The organism is Niveispirillum sp. FG156, assembly GCF_057809555.1.
On sequence record NZ_JBMDKE010000018.1, the window covers coordinates 86640 to 105360 of the forward strand.

Sequence of the window (18721 nt, forward strand, 5' to 3'; positions counted from 1 at the left end):
GCGGCGTGAAGCCTGAGCGGCGGATGCCGCGCCGGCGCCTGAGGAAAATGAACGACTAGGGCGTGTTTCCGGTCACCGGAATACGCTTCAGCTCACCACGGGGGCGGGGCGTTTGGGATAGTCGAAACGCGGCGGCAGACGGTGGTGCAGGGCCGCGTAAATGGTCATGACCGCCGCCCCGGCCACCGCGATGGCCAGCAGTTCCAGGGCCGGCATGGTGGTCGACCCCGCCACCACCACGGGCATGGCGCCTGCCGGCGGATGGGTCAGGCGGGCCAGCGACATCATGGTGATGGCGGCCCCCACCGTCAGCCCCACCACCCACCAGTCGGCGGGCAGGGCCATATGGGCCAGAAGGGTGATCAGACCGGCCAGCAGATAACCGCCGACCACGTTCACCGGCTGTGCCAGTGGGCTTGCGGCCTGCGCGAACAGCAGGACCGCACTGGCCCCGAACGGTGCCAGCAGCAGTGGCAGATGCGTCACCCCGGCCAGCCAGCCCGCCGCCGCGATGGTCACGGTTGCCCCCAGCCCGGCCTTCACATGGGAGGCCAGATGCGGATGGCGGGATTCATGACGGACCAGCAGATGACGCGGCATGGGTAAATCCTGTGCATTGCGCGCCTGTTTTCTGACCTGGGATCGCACAATTTGCAATCAATCTCTATCGTGGCACTCGGTTGAGCGCTGTGCATGCCTGCGGTTCGGATTGTGTCCTATCGGAACTGATCCGATTTCGGATTTATTAGGGTGGGGAGCTTTGGGAGAGAGGGAATAGGGTTATGACGCGGATACTGATCTGCGCCTTGCTGGTTATGGGAACGCTTCTGGGGTTGGCGGGGATTGATCTGGTCCTGCCGGCGCTACCGCTGCTGGCCGGTTGGCCGGGCGGGGATGCGGCGCGGGCACAGCTGGTGATCGCCGCCTATGTGGCGGGTGCCATGGCGGGCATGCTGCTGTTCGGCACGCTGGCGGCACGTTTCGACCGACGCTTCCTACTGCTGGGTGCCATGGCGGCGTTCGGCATCCTGTCGGGCCTGTCGGTGCTGATCACCGATCTGGATATGCTGATTGCGCTGCGTGCCGGGCAGGGGCTGGCCGGGTCCGCCCCCGCCGTCTTCGCCCCCGGCATCATCCGCCGCCTGTTTGATGAGGTCGGGGCCATGCGCGCCCTGGCGCTGCTGGGCTCGATAGAGGCCATTGCACCGGGGGCCGCACCGCTGGCCGGGGCGGCACTGATCGCCTGGGCCGGGTGGCAGGCGCCGTTCCTGGCCATCGCGCTGGCGGCCCTGCTGGTGCTGGCCTGCCTGACGGCGGGTCTGGGCATTCTGCCGGGTGGACGGGTGGAGAAGCGGCAGGGTGGTTCCTATGGTCGCTTGCTGCGTGATCCGGTCTTCCTGCGCTATGGCCTGTCGCATGGCGGGGTGCTGGGTGGGCTGCTGATCTTCGTGTTCGGGGCACCCGTCACCATCACGGCCGGCATGGGCGGCAGCATGGGCGATTTCGTGGTGATGCAGGCCATCGGCGTCACCCTGTTCGCGGTTACCGCCAATCTGGCCGGTGGGCTGGCAAGACGGTTCGGGATCGAACGCATGATCGGTATCGGCACGGCCATGGCCTTCCTGTCGGGTGTCCTGCTGCTGATCTTCGGATGGACGGGCGGCGGGCCGGTCTGGATGCTGTCGGTGCTGTTCGCGCCCATGAATATCGGCCTGGGCCTACGCGGGCCGCCGGGTTTCCTGCGGGCCATCATGGCAGGGCGCGGCGATGATGATCGCGCCTCGGCCCTGGTGATCCTGTTCATCACCGGCATTTCGTCGGTGGGCACCGCCCTGCTGGCCCCGTTCATCACCCTGGGCCTGCCGGCCCTGACCCTGGCGGTGGCTCTGGTGCAGGCGGTGGGGCTGGCGGCGTTGATCCTGCTGCCGCGGCTGCCGGACTGATGTGCTTGTACAGGGTGGCGGTTTCCGCCACCCTGTACGCGGTCATGATGGGAAAGGCGGCATGGGCTGGGGTTACGGTCTGGAGGCAAAGCTGGCCGATTGGCGGCGCGAAGGGTTGATCAGCGATGATCAGGCCGCTCGCATCGCCGCGTTCGAGGCCAGCCGGGGCAAACCGAAGCTGGCCCTGGCCCTGGCGGTGCTGGGGGCGTTTACCATCGGTGTCGGCATCATCGCCATCATTGCCGCCAACTGGGACGCCATCCCCATCGGCCCGCGCCTGGGCCTGCATATCCTGATCAATCTGGTCCTGGGGACCCTTGTCTGGCATTGGGCGGGGCGCACCTTACTGTCCGTTCGGGTCGAAGGCGGGGTGCTGCTGCTGTCGCTGTCCACCCTGGCCCTGATCGCGCATATCGGACAGAGCTTCCAGTTGCAGGGCAGCGCCAGCGGCCTGTTGGGGGGATGGCTGCTGCTGTCCACCCCCTTCACGCTGGCCCTGGCACGCGGTGGGCTGAACCGCTGGGTCTGGGTCCTGGGCCTGTTCACCTGGGCCGGTGCCCTGCTGGCCGACCATTGGGATTGGCTGCATGACAGGCGCTTGTCGGCCAGCGTTCTGATCCTGTTCCTGGCGCTGCTTTATCTGATCCGGCTGTCGCCCCGGCCTGTGCCGGCGGTCTGGGCGCGCCATTTTGGGCAGGTGGCGGTGGGCGCGCTGATCGGCGGGCTGACCATCCTGCTGCTGGTGCTGCGTCCCCTGATCGACGGGGTGCCGGAACCCGATGTGATGTGGGATGCCGGTATCGGCGGGGCTGTGGGCATGGTGGCCATCGCCGCCGCCCATGCCCTGTCGCCGGGGGACATGAGGGGGGTGCGGCTGGCCTTCGGTGCGCTGTTGGCCCTGGCGCCGCCGCTGTCCGTGCTGCCCTTCCTGCTGGATGGCACCCTGGCCGCCATCGTGACGGGGGTGCTGTTCTGCCTCTACTGGATCGCGCTGGCGCGGCTGGCCCTGCTGACCGAACGACCGGGCTGGTTCAGGCTGGCCGTCGCATTGATCGCGGTACGGGTCTTTGTCGCCTATCTGGATGCCACGGGCGGGTTGCTGGCCACCGGCTTCGGGCTGGTGCTTGCGGGGGCCGTGCTGCTGGGGCTGGCCTTTGCCGCGCGGCGGGTCATGGAATGGGGTGAGGCCCGGCGGGCGGGGGAGGGGGCGTGATGGGCAAGGAGATGCTGCTGCGCGCGGCCCTGCTGATCCTGCCGACCGCCATCCTGGCAGGCTGGGCCGCGTCGCTGCCGCTGCTGCGGGCAGAGGAGCCGGTGATGCGGGTCCGGCTGGCCGGCTTTGACCCGCGCGACCTGCTGCGCGGTCATTATCTGCTGGCGCGGCTGGATATTGCCGGACTGTCGCCGGGGCGCTCAGGTGCCGGGGACTGTGTCTGTCTGACGCCCGGCGGCGCCGATGGCCGGCCCGGCTTCACGGCCCTGCCGGCCTGCACGCCGGATGTCCTGTCGGCCTGTCGCTATCCCTTGGCCGATCCGGGGCGGGAATTGCGGATTTACCAGTCGCAGGAACGGGCGCTCCGGCTGGAGGCGCTGCTGCGCGGTGCCAAGGTGCGGGTCGATGTCGCGGTGCGATTCGACGGCAAGGGTGGCATCGCTTTGGAGGATGTCCAGGTTGACGGCAAATCCCTGCCCGAAGCCGAATAGCCAGGGAGGAATGCCGTTATGGCGCGTGAAGGCCGTTTGATCCGGGTGGAGGTCGCGCTGACCCATCTGGACGGGTTCATGGAATATTTCGGCCATAATCTGCGCCACAGCCGGCAGGAGCCGGGCTGTATCCAGTTTCGCGCCGCCCGCTCCCCCTCGGAGGAGAAGGAGGGTGGCCCCGCCATCTTCCATGTCTGGGAGGAATTCGTGGATGAGGCGGCGATGCGCAGCCACCATGCCTCGGCGCATTTTCAGCACTGGAGCAAATGGCGGGAGGTGCAGGGCGATGCCGTCGTCAGGGTCGGTCTGGTGACACAGCCGTGGCCGGAGGATTGAGCGTGCCTGCGTCCTCCCCCGCCCAACCGCAGGCAGTGAGTGCTGCCTGCATGTGGGGCGGGACGGGGGCCGTGATGGTGACGGGCGGCTTGGTGGCCTGAATGGGCACCGTGATGGCGCGGGAATGCAGGTGCAGCAGGTCGCCCACCTTGCCCGCCGCGCCGGGCGGCAGATAGATCGGGTCGCCTAGCAGCGGGTGCCCCAGATGCTGCATATGCACCCGGATCTGATGCGTGCGGCCCGTCTTGGGGTTCAGTTCCATGAAACTGACGGGTCCTATGCCCGGCAGGTTGCCGCGTCCGCGCACCCGCCAGATCGTAACCGACGCCTGCCCATTCTCCTTGTCGATGACCATACGCCAGCCGCGCCGCGCATCGCTGACCTTGGTCAGGCCGGCATCGATCTTGCCGCTATTGTCGGCGGGATGGCCCAGGGCGATGGCCCAATAGGTCTTGGCGACCTTACCTTCCTGAAACAGGATGCCCAGCCGGCGCAGCGCCTTGGGATGCCGCCCCAGGATCAGGCAGCCCGAGGTATCGCGGTCCAGCCGGTGGGCCAGCGATGGCGGCTTGGGGAAGCCAAAGCGCAGCGCATCGAAATGCCGCTCCAGATTGTCGCCCTTGCCCTTGGCCGTATCCGGGCCCGCATGCACGGCGATGCCTGCCGGCTTGTCCAGCACCAGCATCAGCCCGTCACGGTAAAGCAGGCGGGAAAGAAGATCGTCAGCGTTCATGGAAGGGGCCGGGCTATGCGGGAAGTGTAGGGACAGGGCCCCATCCGCGTTGGCGCGGATGGGGCATGGCAATCTCAGGTCTGTGGTGTCGCCACTAGCAAGGTCACCACACGCCGGACCAGGGGCAGGACCAGCAGCAGGGTGGGAAAGGCCACGACCCAGGACAGGGCCCAGTTCTGAAGCCACAGCCATTGTATGCCATCGACAAGACCGACGCTGCGCAGGGTGGCGATGGCCGACACGACGCAGGTCATGAGGATGGACAGGACAAGGGGCATCACGATGCCGGCATACCGTGCCGGCAGTTTGCGAAACCGGAACCGCTGTTCCGTACCGGAACCGCTGCCCTTGATGGTGGGATTGCTCATTTACGCTCTCCTTGTCCCCGCCCCGCCGTGGCCGTCGCATCTGTACCGGCAGGGACCACGCGGTCAGGCGGGGTCCTGTTGGTACGTTGGCTGACGTAAACGCTTACGGCGACTTGCATTCGGGGCAAGCGCATCGGTTGTATAGCGGGGCTTCCGGCGGCTGTGCAAGCGCGGTCAGCGCAAAAACAAACGGGGCGCCCGGTGAGGGGCGCCCCGCTGTCATGGACCGGAAGGAAACCAGCCGATCCACCACTGATCACGTGCTCAGTGGACTTCCGACCACAGGCGACGCTTCGCGGCATACATGATGCCGGCAAAGAACACCAGGAACAGCATGACCATCAGGCCGACGCGGCGGCGCTCTTCCAGCTTGGGCTCAGCCGCCCAGGCCAGGAAGGTCGTCACATCATGGGCCTGCTGATCGATCGTGGCCTTGGTGCCGTCCGTGAACGTCACGCCATTATCGTACAGCGGCTGCGCCATGGCGATGGCGTGGCCGGGGAAGTACTTGTTGTAATTGCCGCCCGGCGGCAGTTCCACCCCGGCGGGGGCGTCGCTGTAACCGGTGAGGATCGCGTAGATGTAATCCTCGTGATGGGCGCGGGCCTTCACGATCAGCGACAGGTCCGGCGGTGCCTTGCCGCCATTGGCGGCCGCCGCGGCCTGCTTGTTCGGGAACGGGTTCTTGAACCGGTCGGACGCCAGGCCCGGCCGGGTGAACATCTCGCCCTGGTCATTGGGGCCGTCGGTGATTTCCACCGAGGCCGCGATGGCCTTCACTTCCGCCTCGTTGAAGCCGATGTCGTGCAGGTTGCGGTACGACAGCAGGTGCATCGAATGGCAGGCAGAGCAGACTTCCTTGTAGATCTGGAAGCCGCGCTGCACGGAAGCGTAATCATAGCCCTTGAAGAAGGACAGGAAGCTGTTCACCCCGCCATGGGCCCAGGTCTGGGCCGGGGGCAGGGGCGCGTCGCCGGAAGCCAATGCCTGACCGGTCAGACCGGTGATGGCAAGGGCGCCTGCGGCGATAAGGGTACGAAGACGACGCATCAGGCCTTCTCCATCACTTGGGCGTGGAGGGGGCGTTGCCGCCACCCAGGACCGGGTTGGCGATGCTGGCCGGCAGCGGCAGCGGCTTCTCGATCCGGCCGATGATCGGCAGGGCCAGGAAGAAGGCGAAATACATCACCGTGCCCAACTGGCCGATCAGCACGTAGGGCTGTTCAGCGGGCTTGCCGCCGGCATAACCCAGCATGAAGAAGGCCGGCACCAGGCAGAGCAGCACCCACCACTTGAAGATCGGGCGGAAACGGGCCGAACGGACCGGCGAACTGTCCAGCCAGGGCAGGACGAACAGGATCGCGATGGAGCCGAACATGGCCAGCACGCCACCCAGCTTCGCCGGGATCAGCACCACGTCGGTAAACGGCAGGCTGATGGCGAAGGTGATGGAGCGCAGGATCGCGTAGAACGGCAGGAAGTACCATTCCGGAACGATATGCGCCGGCGTCACCAGCGGGTCGGCCGGGATATAGTTATCCGGGTGACCCATGTAGTTCGGGGCGAAGAACACGAAGGCCGCGAAGATGATCAGGAAGATCGTCGCGCCGAAGATATCCTTCGTCGTGTAATAGGGATGGAACGGCAGCGTATCCTGCGGACCCTTCGGCTCCACACCCAGCGGGTTGTTGGACCCGGTGATATGCAGGGCAGCCACGTGCAGGACCACGACGGCCAGCAGCACGAACGGCAGCAGATAGTGCAGCGCGAAGAAGCGGTTCAGGGTCGGGTTATCGACCGAGAAGCCACCCCAGAGCAGGGTCACGATGCTCTCACCCACCACCGGGATGGCCGAGAACAGGTTCGTGATCACCGTGGCGCCCCAGAAGGACATCTGGCCCCAGGGCAGCACATAGCCCATGAAGGCGGTGCCCATCATCAAAAGCAGGATGACGACGCCGAAGATCCAGATCAGCTCGCGCGGCGCCTTGTAGGAACCGTAATAGATGCCGCGAAAGATGTGGATATAGACGGCGATGAAGAACATCGACGCGCCATTGGCGTGGATGTAACGGATCATCCAGCCCCAGTTAACATCGCGCATGATGCGTTCGACACTGTCGAAAGCCAGCAACGTGTTGTTGGTATAGTGCATCGCCAGGAAGATGCCGGAGACGATCATCGTCATCAGCACGACCATGGCGAGGGCGCCGAAGTTCCAGAAATAATTGAAGTTACGCGGAGTCGGGAAGGACCCGTACTCCTTGTTCATCATCGTGAAGATCGGCAGGCGCTGGTCGATCCAGTTCACCACCGGGTTCTCGAAATTGGACTGTGGGGCGTGAGCCATCTGGCACTCCCTGACTGGATCTATCTTTTAGCCGATCTTGACGCGGGTGTCGGTCAGGAACGCATATTCCGGCACGTGCAGGTTCAAGGGCGCGGGGCCCTTGCGGATACGGCCCGACGTGTCGTAGTGCGACCCGTGGCAGGGGCAGAACCACCCGCCGAAATCACCCTTCGATTCGCCCGAGGAGGTGCCCAGCGGAATGCAGCCCAGATGGGTGCAGACGCCGACCAACACCAGCCAGTTATCCTTGCCTTCCTTGACACGGGCCTGGTCCGGCTGCGGATCAATCAGCTCGGCCGTGGGAACGGCGCGGGCGCTGTCGATCTCTTCCTGGGTGCGGTTGCGGATGAAGACCGGCTTGCCGCGCCACATGGCCTTGATGGCCTGACCCGGCTGGATCGGGGCCAGATCGACCTCGATGCTGGCAAGGGCCAACGTGTCGGCGGCCGGGTTCAGGCTGTGGATGAAGGGCCACAAAGCAGCAGCGGCACCAACACCGCCCATGGCGGCGCCAGCCAGATAGATGAAGTCGCGGCGGGTCTGGCCGTCGCCCGCATGCATGGTGTCCGCCATACCTCTCATCTCCTCGGCGAATGGACGCGGCCCCCGTCGGGCCGACGCCTTTTACTGAAACAACGATATGGACCCGGGAACCCGGGCTGAATTGGGCTTGTCCGCCGGTCTTTCCACCCCCACTTACTGCGTCACAGCGCGCATCGGGTGATGCGGTGCGACAGGTGCAGTGCGGGGAACGGGAAAGGCCAGCACGAACGGAGCGGCCAGAGGCTTCCCCGGTCGCGGATGTTCGATATACATGGCCCGCCAACGGTTGGGAAGCGCATGCTTCTGGACAATCTGTCGCGCTGTCCGGCGCCTGGGGCATCGATCCCCCCGCGCATGCGCATGGCGGCGCGCTTGCATCCGTCCCGGTTTGGGAATATCCCTGATTTCACAGCGCGACCGCCGTGCATTTTGACGGCAGAATGTGCTGATTTACCGGTAAACAATCTATCCGGCCCCAAGGGCCAGAGGGATGCCGAAGGGATATCGCCCTTGTCCACAGCGCCACCGCCTGTGCAATCACTCGCCGGCCGCCGCGTCCTGCTGATCGTGGCGGGGGGGATTGCCGCCTTCAAGACGCCGGATCTGGTGCGCCGCCTGCGCGAACGCGGGGCATCGGTGCGCGTGGTGTTGACCGATGGCGGGGCGCAGTTCGTGACGCCGTTGACCCTGCAGGCGGTGTCGGAGGACAATGTCTATCGGGATCTCTGGTCCCTGACCGACGAATCGGCCATGGGGCATATTCAGCTATCGCGGTCGGCGGATGTGGTGCTGGTGGCGCCGGCCACGGCCAACATCCTGGCCCGCATGGCGCATGGTCTGGCCGATGATCTGGCCACGACAGTGCTGCTGGCGACCGACAAGCCGGTGCTGGTGGCGCCCGCCATGAATGTAAGGATGTATGAACATCCGGCGACCCAGGCCAATCTGGCCCTGCTGGCGGCGCGTGGTGTGGGCATCATCGGTCCCGATGACGGGGCCATGGCCTGTGGCGAATATGGGCCGGGCCGCATGGTGGAACCGCTTTCCATCGCCGATCATCTGGCCGGCTGGTTCGCGGCGCAGGCAGCGCCCAAGCCGCTGGCCGGGCGCCATGCCCTGGTCACCAGTGGTCCGACCCATGAACCCATCGATCCCGTGCGCTATATCGCCAACCGGTCCAGCGGCAAGCAGGGCCACGCCGTCGCGGCGGCGCTGGCAGCATTGGGCGCGCGGGTGACGCTGGTCAGTGGCCCTGTGCGCCTGCCTGACCCGGCGGGGGTGAATGTGGTGGCGGTGGAGACGGCGGCGCAGATGCTGGCCGCCTGTCGTGCCGCCCTGCCTGCCGATATCTTTGTCGCCGCGGCTGCTGTCGCTGACTGGCGTGTGGAGGCGGCGGGGCAAAAGCTGAAGAAGCGGGAGGGCGGCGGACCGCCGGCCCTGACCTTGACCGAGAATCCCGACATCCTGGCCACCCTGTCGGCTGCCGGACCGGATCGCCCGGAACTAGTGGTTGGTTTTGCTGCCGAAACGAATGATGTCGTGGCCTATGCCCGCGCCAAGCGGTTGCGCAAGGGCTGCGACTGGATCGTGGCCAATGATGTCTCACCAGCCACCGGCACCTTCGGCGGTGATCGCAATTCCGTGCATGTCATCCGCGCCGACGGCACAGAGGAAGCCTGGGAAAACCTGGCCAAGACCGAGGTGGCAAGCCGTCTGGCGACCGCCATCAGTGATCATTTCGTAAACGGAAAGAAATAAGAATGTCGGATATCAGCATTTCCATCCGCCGCCTGCCGCATGGCGCCGATCTGGCCCTGCCCGCCTATGCCACGGCCCTGTCCGCCGGCATGGACCTGCTGGCCGCCGTGGCAGACCCGGTGACCCTGGAACCGGGTCAGCGCAAGTTGATCCCGACCGGCATTGCCATCGCCCTGCCGGCAGGGTTTGAGGCGCAGATTCGCCCGCGCTCCGGTCTGGCCCTGAAAAACGGCATCAGCCTGGTCAACAGCCCCGGCACCATCGATGCCGATTACCGTGGCGAGATCGGGGTGATCGTCATCAACCATGGCGACCAGCCCTTTACCGTGGAACGCGGCACCCGCATCGCGCAGATGGTGATCGCCCGGCATGAGCGGGCCGTCTGGACGGAAGTGGACAATCTGGACGAAACCGCGCGCGGGTCGGGCGGTTTCGGATCAACCGGCACCAAGGGCTGAGGGGGAACGGGGATGCTACGCATATCCAAGAAACTGATGTTCGCCATCGAGACGGTGCTGGACATCGCCTATAATGCCGGCTCCGCCCCGGTACAGTCGGCGGAGATCACGCAGCGTCAGGGCATCCCCAAACGCTACCTTGAACAGGTGCTGCAGGCCCTGGTGCGGGCCGGCGTCCTGGCCGGTGTGCGCGGGCCCAAGGGCGGCTACCGTCTGGCCAAGGAACGCCGCCGCATCACGGTGGCCGAGATCGTGCGCGTCGTCCGCGCCCTGGAACAGGCCACCGATCCCATCGAGGAAGAGGTGGGTGCAGAACTGGGCCGGCAGGTCGTCCGCCCCCTGTGGGCCGAGCTGCAGGACGAGGTGATGGCGCGGCTGGAACAGACCAGCATCGAAGACCTGTGCGTTCGCGCCCATCAGGCCGGCGTGGCCAGCGAGGCGGCGTCGAAGCTCGATTTCAGTATTTAGTAGTCCCTCAGGTGCCGGGCGGCGGCATCCGCCGCCTTGGCTTACGCGACCATGGGGTCGCGGGCGCTCAACGCGCCAGCCCACCCGCGATAAGACATCGCGGGTGGGCATCAGCACTTTGACAGCGCATGCGCCTGCCTATATACACAACATTGACCCGGTATTTCTGATGAATACCACAACGGAGATGTGAAATGTCCGCCAGCCCTGAATTCCGTGGCAAGATCTATGACAGCATCCTGGACACGATCGGCGCCACGCCGCTGGTGCGGCTGAACCGGCTGGCGGCCAAGCATGGTGTCGTGGCCGATGTCGTCGCCAAGCTGGAATTCTTCAACCCGCTGTCCAGCGTGAAGGACCGTATCGGCAAGGCCCTGATCGAGGCGGCGGAGGCCGAGGGCAAGATTTCGCCCGACCGCACCGTCCTGATCGAGCCGACTTCGGGCAATACCGGCATCGCGCTGGCTTTCGTCGCCGCGGCCAAGGGCTACCGCCTGATCCTGACCATGCCGGAAAGCATGTCGATCGAGCGGCGCAAGATGCTGAAGCTGCTGGGCGCTGAACTGGTCCTGACGCCTGCCCCGCAGGGCATGAAAGGCGCCATCGCCAAGGCCGAGGAATTGCAGGCCAGCACGCCCGGCGCCTATGTCCTGCAGCAGTTCAAGAACCCGGCCAACCCGGCCATCCACCGCGCCACTACTGCGGAGGAAATCTGGAACGACACGGCGGGCAAGGCCGATATCCTGATTTCCGGCGTGGGTACCGGCGGCACCCTGACCGGCGTGGCCCAGGTGTTGAAGGAGCGCAAGCCCGGCTTCAAGGTTGTCGCCGTGGAGCCGGAGGACAGCCCCGTCCTGTCCGGCGGCCTGCCCGGCCCGCACAAGATCCAGGGCATCGGTGCCGGCTTCGTGCCCGACATCCTGGACAAGGACCTGATCGACGAGGTGCTGCGCATCTCCAACGTCCGCGCGTTTGAGCTGTCGCGTGACGCCGCCAAGACCGAAGGCATCGCCGTCGGCATCTCGTCCGGTGCGGCCCTGGCTGCGGCGTTCGAGGTGGGGGCGCGGGCCGAGAACAAGGGCAAGCTGATCGTCGTCGTCCTGCCCAGCTTCGCCGAACGCTACCTGTCCACGGCCCTGTTCGAGGGTCTGGAGTAACGAACGGGGCGGGGGAGGTCGGCCTTGGCCGCCACGGCAGAGCCGGAACGGCTTCCCCCGCCACCCTTCTGGCGAACGCGCTACTTCGCGTTCGATGTGATGACGCGGCGTCCCGATCTGGACCCGATTGATATCCGCCGTATCATCGACAAACCGGAAGTGCGTATCCGGCAACCCGATGGCCGCATCCGGCTTTATGGCTATTCTGAAACGCTCGGCTGTTATCTGCGCGTTGTGCTATTATCCGACGGCATGACGGTCATAACGCCTTCCCGGATGAAGCTTTCGGGCCATGAAGACCAGCTACGATCCTTCCACCGACAGTCTCTATATCGAGATCCGGCCTCTGCCGTCGAAGCGCACGGTGGAGGTGGAGACGGATGTCATGGTGGATTACGGTGCCGATGGGCAACCGGTCGGGTATGACGTCCAACATGCCTCCACCAAGCCGGACGTGATCGCCCGCCTGATCCTTGTGCCCGCCGCCGCTGAATGAGCGGGTGATGACCCCCACCTTACGCGCCTTGGCGCTGTCCAACTCGATCAATGCCACCATTCTGGACCGGCTGCCTGCCTTGGGGCTGGATCAGGCCTATCTGGTGGCTGGGTGCCTTTATCAGGCCGTGTGGAACGCCCGCGACGGGCGTTCCCCCGGCTGGGGCGTGAAGGATTACGACCTGTTCTATTATGACCCGGACACCAGCTGGGAAGCCGAGGATACGGTCATCCGGCGGGCCGCCGGTCTCTTTGCTGACCTGGGCGTGGAGGTTGAACTGCGCAATCAGGCGCGGGTCCATCTCTGGTATCCGCAGCGATTCGGGACGGTGATCCCACCCCTGGAAAGCAGCCGCGACGGCATTGCCGGTTTCCTGGTCCGCTGCACCTGTGTCGGCCTGTCGGCGACGGGGGAGGTGGTGGCGCCCTATGGGCTGGATGAACTGGCGACCGGTATCCTGCGCCAGAACCCGCGCACCGACAATCCGCCGCAGTACCGGATCAAGGTCGACAGCTATCGCGCCCGCTGGCCCTGGCTGGTCGAACGAGCCTGAGGGAACAAACGCCGCCTGCGGTTGTTATCCCCGCATCGCCGGCTGAATGCCGGTTTCGATGTGAGAGGACATCATGAAGAAGCGTACCCTGACCCTGGCGATCCCGCTGCTGCTTTCCGCCTTCGCCCTGTCGGCCTGCAACACGGTTGAAGGTGTGGGCAAGGATGTGAAGTCGGGCGGCAAGGCCATTGAGAATACCGCGCAGGACGCCAAGAATTAATTTGGTGCGCCTTGCCCCGGCGGGGGCTTTGGCGGCATGGTTGATCCATGAGCACGCCCCCCGCCGACCTCGCCCGTCTGTCCCCGCCGCCGCCGATCAGCGGCCCGCGCGTGCGCATGGTGCCGCCGGGGGAGGATCGGGAGCGGCTGGTCTGTCCCGATTGTTCCTATATCGCTTATGAGAATCCCAAGATCGTTGTCGGCGCTGTGGTGACCGATGATGAGGGCCGGTTCCTGCTGTGCCGCCGCGCCATCCAGCCACGCAAGGGGTTCTGGACCCTGCCCGCCGGCTATATGGAGCTGAATGAGACGACGGCGCAGGGCGCGGCGCGGGAGGCGATGGAGGAGGCAGGCGCCCATATCGCCATCGACGCCCTGCTGGCCGTGTACAACATCCCCCGCCTGTCCCAGGTGCAGATGATCTACCGCGCCAGACTTTCCGACCCCGCCATCGCGGCGGGGGTGGAAAGCCTGGAGGTCGGCATGTTCGCGTGGAAGGACATTCCCTGGGACGAACTGGCCTTTCCCAGTGTCGTCTGGGCCCTGCATGAATGGCGGGAAAAGGCGGGGCAGACGGGATTTGGCCCTGGCACCAACCCGCCGCCGCCCTTGGAGGGCTTGTAACCGCCGCCCTGTCCGGGCACAGTCGCCATCAGAAGCGACCAACAGCCGGACAGAGACAGAATGCGCCGTTCCCAGACCGCCGCCCAGGGCACCATCCACCGCCTGACGCTGGACAGCCAGGTCCTGCGCGGCAATCTGATGGGCGATAGCCCCGCGCGTGCGGTGCATGTCTATGTCCCCGCCGGCCATGATGGAAGTGACCTGCCGCTGCTGGTCGATATTGTTGGCTACACGGCGGGCGGCCCCGCCCATACCAACTGGAAGAATTTCGGGGAGAATCTGCCCGAACGGCTGGACCGGCTGATCGATAGCGGGGCCATGGCCCCGGCTGTCGTGGTCTTCCCCGACTGTTTCACCCGTCTGGGCGGCAACCAATATATCAATTCCGCTGCCCTGGGCCGCTGGATGGATTTCTTGTGTGACGAGATGGTGCCCTTTGTCGAAGGACGTTTCGGTTGTGGCGGGACCGGTCGGCGGGCGATCTTCGGGAAGAGCAGTGGTGGCTATGGCTCAATGGCGCATGCCTTCCTGCGGCCCGACATCTGGTCCGCCGCGGCCTGCCATTCCGGCGATATGGGGTTTGAGCTGTGCTATCTGCCCGATATGCCGGGCGTGCTGCGGTCGCTCGCCCGCCATGGCGGCTCCATTGAGCGGTTCATGAATGCGTTCGAGACGGCGCGCAAGGTGGATGGCAAGGACACCCATGTCCTGATGATCCTGTGCATGGCCGCCACCTATGATCCCGACCCGTCACAGTTCCTGGGCATCCGCCTGCCGGTGACGCCGGATACGTGCGAGGTGATTGAGGAGCGCTGGGCCAACTGGCTCGCCTGGGATCCGGCACGCATGGTGGAAAAGCATGCCGAGGCCTTGCGGGGGCTGAAGGGTCTGTTCATCGATTGCGGCGACCGTGACCAGTATAATCTGGTCCATGGCGCCCGCCGTCTGCATCGCCGTCTGGAAGCGCTGGGCATTGCCCACCGGTATGAGGAATTCCCCGATGACCATTCCTCTGTCGATTACCGGATGGATGAAAGCCTGCCCTTCCTGGTCCGCGCCCTGAACGGATAAGCGCGCATGGCCGAACAGGACATCACCGCCCTTGATCCCGCCGATGCCGCAGAGGTGGCAAAGGGCCGGCTGCGGCTGGATAAATGGCTCTGGTACGCGCGCTTTTTGAAAACCCGCAGCCAGGCGGCCAAACTGGCGACGTCCGGCAGCCTGCGTATCGGCGGCGCACCGGTTGCCAAGGCCAGTCAGGTGGTGAAGGTGGGCGACATCCTGACCTTCCCCCTGGGCGCCTATGTCCGGGTGATCAAGGTCAAGGCCCTGGCCGCACGGCGGGGATCGGCACCGGAGGCACAGGCCCTGTATGAAGACCTGGACCCGCCGACGCCGGAGGCGCGGTTGCCGTGGGGGTAGTCAGGTCGGCGTGATCGACCACCCGGTTGCGGCCCTGCCGTTTGGCCTCATACAGTGCGCCGTCGGCGGCCTGATAAAGCTGTTCCCAGCCCATGCCGTCGGATTGGGCGACCGCGATGCCAAGGCTGGCGGTGACGGTGATGGCATAATCCTGATGCAGGGCCGTCTGCGCCTCAATACGCAGGCGCAGACGTTCGGCGACGGCGCGGGCCTGATCCTTCACACCCGGCAGAAACAGCAGGAATTCCTCTCCCCCCATGCGGGCCGACAGGTCTTGCGCGCGCAATGCCTGCCGCAGGGTGCTAGCGGTGGCAGCAAGGGTTGCATCACCGGCGGCGTGGCCGTAACGGTCATTCACCTGCTTGAAATGGTCCAGGTCCAGCACGATCATCGCGTCGCCGGCCTGGATGATCGGGGGCATCCTGGCCTCCAGCCAGCGGCGGTTGCCGATGTCGGTCAGGCTGTCGATCTCCGCCGCCTGCCGCAGGCCGCGTTCGGCCCGGTCGGTGGCAAAGCCGCAGACCAGGACGGCGATGCCGAAATTCCCCAATATCTGAAGTGCGAAGCCATGGGCGATCCAGTCGACATAGTCCGGCCTTGCCAGGATCGCCCACGCCCCCACGCCGAATACCAGCGCACAGGCCGCCAGCACCACGGCCAGCGGCAGGCGTGATGGTAGCGGGTCATGCCGCCGGTCACGCCAGACCGGCCAGGCGGCAACAGCCAGGAACAGGCCGGCCTGCAGATGGAACAGGCAGGACCGGATACGGTCGTCGGTATGAAAGCCGGTGACCAGGGCTGCCAGGACGAACAGGGCCGGTGGCACCAGGATCAGCCAGCCCTGCCTTGCCTGCCGCTGCCGGCTCAGCGCATGGATGCCCAGATAGATCAGGCCATAGCCCAGGGTACCTAAAATCAGGCTGGCCAAGGTCCAGAATTCAAGCGGCAGCTGGCCCGCCGCCCCCCATCCGGCCAGGGTGGAGCCCAGGATCAGCAGTCCAAAACCAAGGATCAGGGTCCGCAGGCCTGACTGTCTGTGGGATTGTCTGCGCAGATGCATGAAAGCCAGCGCGCCCGCGATCAGCGAGGATTTGTACATGACCAGGGTGGTGACAATGTCCAGCGGGAACATCAGGCTTTCCGTCTGGCGGAGAAAAGTCTCGCCGCCCGTCTCATAACATGATGACCCCTGTATGTCTTCCCGATAGGTTAATCCTTAAGGATGGAGTACGCGCTGTCCGTGTGTGCCGGCTGCATCATGCAGCCTTTGTGTGGCTGTCAGACTGGTACAAATCCTACCAATCATGCGCCCCCTTGAACGCTGCGTTGCATGCAGGCACCCGGCGAAGTGCCGGCACCCGCTTGCCGTGGTCGGGTCGTGCCGCTATGCTCCGCCACCACGTAACAATGTGACCGTAAAGCCGCCCCCGTCTTTGCGGTTCGATCCTTGACCCCCAGGTGAGTGACCATGGCCCGCACCCTCTATGACAAGATCTTCGACAGCCACACCGTCCACCGTCAGGAAGACGGCACCGCCGTGCTGTATATCGATCTGCATCTGGTGCATGAGGTGACGAGCCCGCAGGCCTTCGAGGGTCTGCGCATCGCGGGGCGGCAGCTGCGTCAGCCCAAGAAGACCCTGGCTGTGGCCGACCATAATGTGCCGACCAGCAAGGACCGTCTGGCGGGCATCAAGAACGAGGAAAGCCGCATCCAGGTGGAGCAGCTGGCCATCAACGCCAAGGAATTCGGCGTTGAATATTTCGACATGAGCGATATCCGCCAGGGCATCGTCCACGTTGTCGGGCCGGAACAGGGCGTGACCCAGCCGGGCATGACCATCGTCTGCGGCGACAGCCACACGGCCACCCATGGCGCCTTTGGCGCGCTGGCCTTTGGCATCGGTACGTCGGATGTGGAACATGTGCTGGCCACGCAGACCCTGCTGATCAAGAAGTCGAAGAACATGCTGGTGACGGTCGATGGCGACCTGCCGCCGGGTGTCACCGCCAAGGACCTGACCTTGGCCGTGATCGGCAAGCTGGGTACTGCCGGCGGCACCGGCTATGTCATCGAATATGCCGGCAAGGCGTTCCGCGACCTGTCCGTGGAAGGCCGCATGACGGTCTGCAACATGGCCATCGAGGCGGGCGCCCGCGCCGGCCTGATCGCCCCGGACGAGAAGACCTTCGACTATCTGCGGGGCCGCAACCGCGCGCCGCAGGGGGCCGATTTCGACCGCGCGGTCGAATACTGGAAGTCGCTGCCCAGTGATGAGGGTGCGGTCTATGACAAGGTCGTGGAACTGAACGCCGCCGATATCGTGCCGCTGGTCACCTGGGGCACCAGCCCGGAAGACGTGGCCCCGATCACCGCCAATGTGCCCAGCCCGGCGGACTTCAAGGACCCGAACAAGGCCAAGGCCGTGGAACGTTCGCTGGCCTATATGGGCCTGACGCCGGGCACGCCGCTGTCGCAGGTGCCGGTGCAGAAGGTGTTCATCGGCTCCTGCACCAACAGCCGTATCGAGGATCTGCGCGCCGCCGCCGACGTGGCCAAGGGGCGCAAGGTCGCCGATGGCGTCTATGCCATGGTCGTCCCCGGTTCCGGTCTGGTGAAGAAGCAGGCCGAGGAAGAAGGCCTGCACACAATCTTCACCGAGGCTGGTTTTGATTGGCGCGAGCCCGGCTGCTCCATGTGTCTGGCCATGAATGACGACAAGCTGAAGCCCGGCGAACGCTGCGCCAGCACGTCGAACCGCAATTTCGAAAGCCGCCAGGGTCCCGGTGGCCGCACCCATCTGGTCAGCCCCGCCATGGCCGCCGCTGCTGCCATCAAGGGCCACCTGACGGACGTGCGCACCCTGGGCTGATGACCGCTGGCCGTAGGTCGTGGGTGAGCGTTAGGCGAACCCCGACAAGCGACGGTCCCATTGAATGTCGGGGTTCGGCAAGCGCCTCACCCGCGACCTACGGTGGGTTAGCATTAAGGATCTTGGTATAAAGAGGGGCGTCCCCGTGGGGTGCCCCTTTTTTTACTGCGATTTGCGCTGTGCCAGATACCGGATCAGGGCCAGGGCGTCGGGAGGCGGACCCCGTTCGATGCGGCGGTAATCGCGGCAATCGGCGGTACGGCTGACCAGCCCCTGTTCCACCAGTTCGCGGCGCAGCAGGGCGAAGTCGCGGAAACTGTGCATCTCGTTCAGTTTCCGGCTGATCTGCTGTTCCGTCATGCTGTCGCGCGGCGACAGGCGTGACCAGATCACCCACAGGCAGGTGGCCTGTTCGTTGAACTTGTTGGGCCAGCGGATCAGCTGTCCGGCATCATCGAAATGCCGCATCAACCGGCGCACGCGGGCATGGTCGATCGCCACCGTCGGGGCGAGGGGCGTCGGGTTCTCCAACTGCTCAAGCGCCGCCGCCTGCGCCCGGTAATGCTGGAAATTGCGATAGCCGGCGCCGCGCGCCAGCATGTTCAGAAGCTGCACATGGCCGGCCCGGCCCTCATGCGCTTCCAGTTGTGATTTCAGTGACTTGGCCAGGGCGCCGATATCGGCGACCTGAAAGGGCAATTCCTGCTTCGACATGGG

The 18721-nt window shown here is 65.3% G+C and carries 23 protein-coding genes; 15 read left to right on the forward strand and 8 right to left on the reverse strand.

Annotated elements, in window-relative coordinates; genetic code table 11:
- Positions 1-87: 87 nt before the first annotated feature.
- Positions 88-600, reverse strand: a complete 513-nt coding sequence (locus ACODSP_RS13355) for an HPP family protein (RefSeq protein WP_488966062.1) — start codon at positions 598-600, stop codon at positions 88-90.
- A gap of 182 nt (positions 601-782) precedes the next feature.
- Between ACODSP_RS13355 and ACODSP_RS13360 the strand changes: the two genes are divergently transcribed.
- The 4 genes from ACODSP_RS13360 to ACODSP_RS13375 all read left to right on the forward strand — a co-directional run bounded on the left by ACODSP_RS13360 (position 783) and on the right by ACODSP_RS13375 (position 3983).
- Positions 783-1943, forward strand: a complete 1161-nt coding sequence (locus tag ACODSP_RS13360; protein WP_488966063.1) for an MFS transporter — start codon at positions 783-785, stop codon at positions 1941-1943.
- Between the two features lie 61 nt (positions 1944-2004).
- Positions 2005-3156, forward strand: coding sequence for a DUF2157 domain-containing protein (locus ACODSP_RS13365; RefSeq protein ID WP_488966064.1), 1152 nt, complete (start codon positions 2005-2007; stop codon positions 3154-3156).
- A complete protein-coding gene (locus ACODSP_RS13370; protein ID WP_488966065.1) occupies positions 3156-3647 on the forward strand; it encodes a hypothetical protein in 492 nt (163 codons plus the stop codon). The genes ACODSP_RS13365 and ACODSP_RS13370 overlap by 1 nt, the downstream gene beginning before the upstream one ends.
- 18 nt (positions 3648-3665) lie before the next feature.
- Positions 3666-3983, forward strand: coding sequence for a putative quinol monooxygenase (locus ACODSP_RS13375; RefSeq protein ID WP_488966066.1), 318 nt, complete (start codon positions 3666-3668; stop codon positions 3981-3983).
- Here ACODSP_RS13375 and ACODSP_RS13380 read toward each other — a convergent pair.
- The 5 genes from ACODSP_RS13380 to petA all read right to left on the reverse strand — a co-directional run bounded on the left by ACODSP_RS13380 (position 3943) and on the right by petA (position 8007).
- Positions 3943-4716 (reverse strand): RluA family pseudouridine synthase, encoded by a 774-nt coding sequence (locus ACODSP_RS13380; protein WP_488966067.1) that lies wholly within the window; start codon positions 4714-4716, stop codon positions 3943-3945. The genes ACODSP_RS13375 and ACODSP_RS13380 overlap by 41 nt on opposite strands.
- A gap of 74 nt (positions 4717-4790) precedes the next feature.
- On the reverse strand, positions 4791-5084 hold the full coding sequence (locus ACODSP_RS13385) for a DUF2798 domain-containing protein (RefSeq protein ID WP_488966068.1): 294 nt from the start codon (positions 5082-5084) through the stop codon (positions 4791-4793).
- Between the two features lie 264 nt (positions 5085-5348).
- Positions 5349-6134: a cytochrome c1 gene (locus tag ACODSP_RS13390; protein WP_488966069.1), complete on the reverse strand. Its 786-nt coding sequence runs from the start codon at positions 6132-6134 to the stop codon at positions 5349-5351.
- Between the two features lie 13 nt (positions 6135-6147).
- On the reverse strand, positions 6148-7434 hold the full coding sequence (locus tag ACODSP_RS13395; RefSeq protein ID WP_488966070.1) for a cytochrome b: 1287 nt from the start codon (positions 7432-7434) through the stop codon (positions 6148-6150).
- Positions 7435-7461: 27 nt separating this feature from the next.
- The gene (petA, locus tag ACODSP_RS13400) at positions 7462-8007 is read right to left on the reverse strand and encodes a ubiquinol-cytochrome c reductase iron-sulfur subunit (RefSeq protein WP_488966071.1); all 546 of its coding nucleotides are present in this window, start codon (positions 8005-8007) and stop codon (positions 7462-7464) included.
- A gap of 480 nt (positions 8008-8487) precedes the next feature.
- Here petA and coaBC point away from each other — a divergent pair, with 480 nt between their 5' ends.
- The 10 genes from coaBC to ACODSP_RS13450 all read left to right on the forward strand — a co-directional run bounded on the left by coaBC (position 8488) and on the right by ACODSP_RS13450 (position 15132).
- Positions 8488-9735 (forward strand): bifunctional phosphopantothenoylcysteine decarboxylase/phosphopantothenate--cysteine ligase CoaBC, encoded by a 1248-nt coding sequence (gene coaBC, locus ACODSP_RS13405; protein ID WP_488966072.1) that lies wholly within the window; start codon positions 8488-8490, stop codon positions 9733-9735.
- A gap of 2 nt (positions 9736-9737) precedes the next feature.
- Positions 9738-10193, forward strand: coding sequence for a dUTP diphosphatase (gene dut, locus ACODSP_RS13410; RefSeq protein WP_488966073.1), 456 nt, complete (start codon positions 9738-9740; stop codon positions 10191-10193).
- A 12-nt stretch (positions 10194-10205) separates the two neighbouring features.
- Positions 10206-10661, forward strand: coding sequence for an RrF2 family transcriptional regulator (locus ACODSP_RS13415; protein WP_054166884.1), 456 nt, complete (start codon positions 10206-10208; stop codon positions 10659-10661).
- Positions 10662-10855: 194 nt separating this feature from the next.
- On the forward strand, positions 10856-11818 hold the full coding sequence (cysK, locus tag ACODSP_RS13420) for a cysteine synthase A (RefSeq protein WP_488966074.1): 963 nt from the start codon (positions 10856-10858) through the stop codon (positions 11816-11818).
- Positions 11819-12110: 292 nt separating this feature from the next.
- Positions 12111-12314: a DUF2283 domain-containing protein gene (locus ACODSP_RS13425; protein ID WP_488966075.1), complete on the forward strand. Its 204-nt coding sequence runs from the start codon at positions 12111-12113 to the stop codon at positions 12312-12314.
- A gap of 7 nt (positions 12315-12321) precedes the next feature.
- Positions 12322-12867: a nucleotidyltransferase family protein gene (locus ACODSP_RS13430; protein ID WP_488966076.1), complete on the forward strand. Its 546-nt coding sequence runs from the start codon at positions 12322-12324 to the stop codon at positions 12865-12867.
- 73 nt (positions 12868-12940) lie between these two features.
- Positions 12941-13087, forward strand: coding sequence for an entericidin A/B family lipoprotein (locus tag ACODSP_RS13435; protein WP_102112185.1), 147 nt, complete (start codon positions 12941-12943; stop codon positions 13085-13087).
- 47 nt (positions 13088-13134) lie between these two features.
- Positions 13135-13710, forward strand: a complete 576-nt coding sequence (locus tag ACODSP_RS13440) for an NUDIX hydrolase (RefSeq protein ID WP_488966077.1) — start codon at positions 13135-13137, stop codon at positions 13708-13710.
- Between the two features lie 60 nt (positions 13711-13770).
- Positions 13771-14781: an alpha/beta hydrolase gene (locus ACODSP_RS13445; protein ID WP_488966078.1), complete on the forward strand. Its 1011-nt coding sequence runs from the start codon at positions 13771-13773 to the stop codon at positions 14779-14781.
- A gap of 6 nt (positions 14782-14787) precedes the next feature.
- On the forward strand, positions 14788-15132 hold the full coding sequence (locus ACODSP_RS13450) for an RNA-binding S4 domain-containing protein (RefSeq protein ID WP_488966079.1): 345 nt from the start codon (positions 14788-14790) through the stop codon (positions 15130-15132).
- Here the strand turns inward: ACODSP_RS13450 and ACODSP_RS13455 are convergent.
- Entirely contained in the window at positions 15032-16264 is a 1233-nt protein-coding gene (locus ACODSP_RS13455; protein ID WP_488966080.1) for a GGDEF domain-containing protein, read from the reverse strand. The genes ACODSP_RS13450 and ACODSP_RS13455 overlap by 101 nt on opposite strands.
- 330 nt (positions 16265-16594) lie before the next feature.
- Between ACODSP_RS13455 and leuC the strand changes: the two genes are divergently transcribed.
- Complete coding sequence (leuC, locus tag ACODSP_RS13460) at positions 16595-18004, forward strand: 3-isopropylmalate dehydratase large subunit (RefSeq protein WP_488966081.1); 1410 nt, start codon at positions 16595-16597, stop codon at positions 18002-18004.
- A gap of 162 nt (positions 18005-18166) precedes the next feature.
- On the opposite strand, the gene ACODSP_RS13465 is transcribed toward leuC, so the two are convergent.
- Entirely contained in the window at positions 18167-18718 is a 552-nt protein-coding gene (locus tag ACODSP_RS13465) for a DUF2087 domain-containing protein (protein WP_488966082.1), read from the reverse strand.
- Positions 18719-18721: the final 3 nt, after the last annotated feature.

Excerpts from the sequence above, each read along its gene's own strand:
- ACODSP_RS13355 (WP_488966062.1), bottom strand. The coding sequence starts at position 600 with ATGCCGCGTCATCTGCTGGTCCGTCATGAATCCCGCCATCCGCATCTG.
- ACODSP_RS13360 (WP_488966063.1), top strand. The coding sequence starts at position 783 with ATGACGCGGATACTGATCTGCGCCTTGCTGGTTATGGGAACGCTTCTG.
- ACODSP_RS13365 (WP_488966064.1), top strand. The coding sequence starts at position 2,005 with ATGGGCTGGGGTTACGGTCTGGAGGCAAAGCTGGCCGATTGGCGGCGC.
- ACODSP_RS13370 (WP_488966065.1), top strand. The coding sequence starts at position 3,156 with ATGGGCAAGGAGATGCTGCTGCGCGCGGCCCTGCTGATCCTGCCGACC.
- ACODSP_RS13375 (WP_488966066.1), top strand. The coding sequence starts at position 3,666 with ATGGCGCGTGAAGGCCGTTTGATCCGGGTGGAGGTCGCGCTGACCCAT.
- ACODSP_RS13380 (WP_488966067.1), bottom strand. The coding sequence starts at position 4,716 with ATGAACGCTGACGATCTTCTTTCCCGCCTGCTTTACCGTGACGGGCTG.
- ACODSP_RS13385 (WP_488966068.1), bottom strand. The coding sequence starts at position 5,084 with ATGAGCAATCCCACCATCAAGGGCAGCGGTTCCGGTACGGAACAGCGG.
- ACODSP_RS13390 (WP_488966069.1), bottom strand. The coding sequence starts at position 6,134 with ATGCGTCGTCTTCGTACCCTTATCGCCGCAGGCGCCCTTGCCATCACC.
- ACODSP_RS13395 (WP_488966070.1), bottom strand. The coding sequence starts at position 7,434 with ATGGCTCACGCCCCACAGTCCAATTTCGAGAACCCGGTGGTGAACTGG.
- petA (WP_488966071.1), bottom strand. The coding sequence starts at position 8,007 with ATGGCGGACACCATGCATGCGGGCGACGGCCAGACCCGCCGCGACTTC.
- dut (WP_488966073.1), top strand. The coding sequence starts at position 9,738 with ATGTCGGATATCAGCATTTCCATCCGCCGCCTGCCGCATGGCGCCGAT.
- ACODSP_RS13415 (WP_054166884.1), top strand. The coding sequence starts at position 10,206 with ATGCTACGCATATCCAAGAAACTGATGTTCGCCATCGAGACGGTGCTG.
- cysK (WP_488966074.1), top strand. The coding sequence starts at position 10,856 with ATGTCCGCCAGCCCTGAATTCCGTGGCAAGATCTATGACAGCATCCTG.
- ACODSP_RS13425 (WP_488966075.1), top strand. The coding sequence starts at position 12,111 with ATGAAGACCAGCTACGATCCTTCCACCGACAGTCTCTATATCGAGATC.
- ACODSP_RS13430 (WP_488966076.1), top strand. The coding sequence starts at position 12,322 with ATGACCCCCACCTTACGCGCCTTGGCGCTGTCCAACTCGATCAATGCC.
- ACODSP_RS13435 (WP_102112185.1), top strand. The coding sequence starts at position 12,941 with ATGAAGAAGCGTACCCTGACCCTGGCGATCCCGCTGCTGCTTTCCGCC.
- ACODSP_RS13440 (WP_488966077.1), top strand. The coding sequence starts at position 13,135 with ATGAGCACGCCCCCCGCCGACCTCGCCCGTCTGTCCCCGCCGCCGCCG.
- ACODSP_RS13445 (WP_488966078.1), top strand. The coding sequence starts at position 13,771 with ATGCGCCGTTCCCAGACCGCCGCCCAGGGCACCATCCACCGCCTGACG.
- ACODSP_RS13450 (WP_488966079.1), top strand. The coding sequence starts at position 14,788 with ATGGCCGAACAGGACATCACCGCCCTTGATCCCGCCGATGCCGCAGAG.
- ACODSP_RS13455 (WP_488966080.1), bottom strand. The coding sequence starts at position 16,264 with ATGTTCCCGCTGGACATTGTCACCACCCTGGTCATGTACAAATCCTCG.
- ACODSP_RS13465 (WP_488966082.1), bottom strand. The coding sequence starts at position 18,718 with ATGTCGAAGCAGGAATTGCCCTTTCAGGTCGCCGATATCGGCGCCCTG.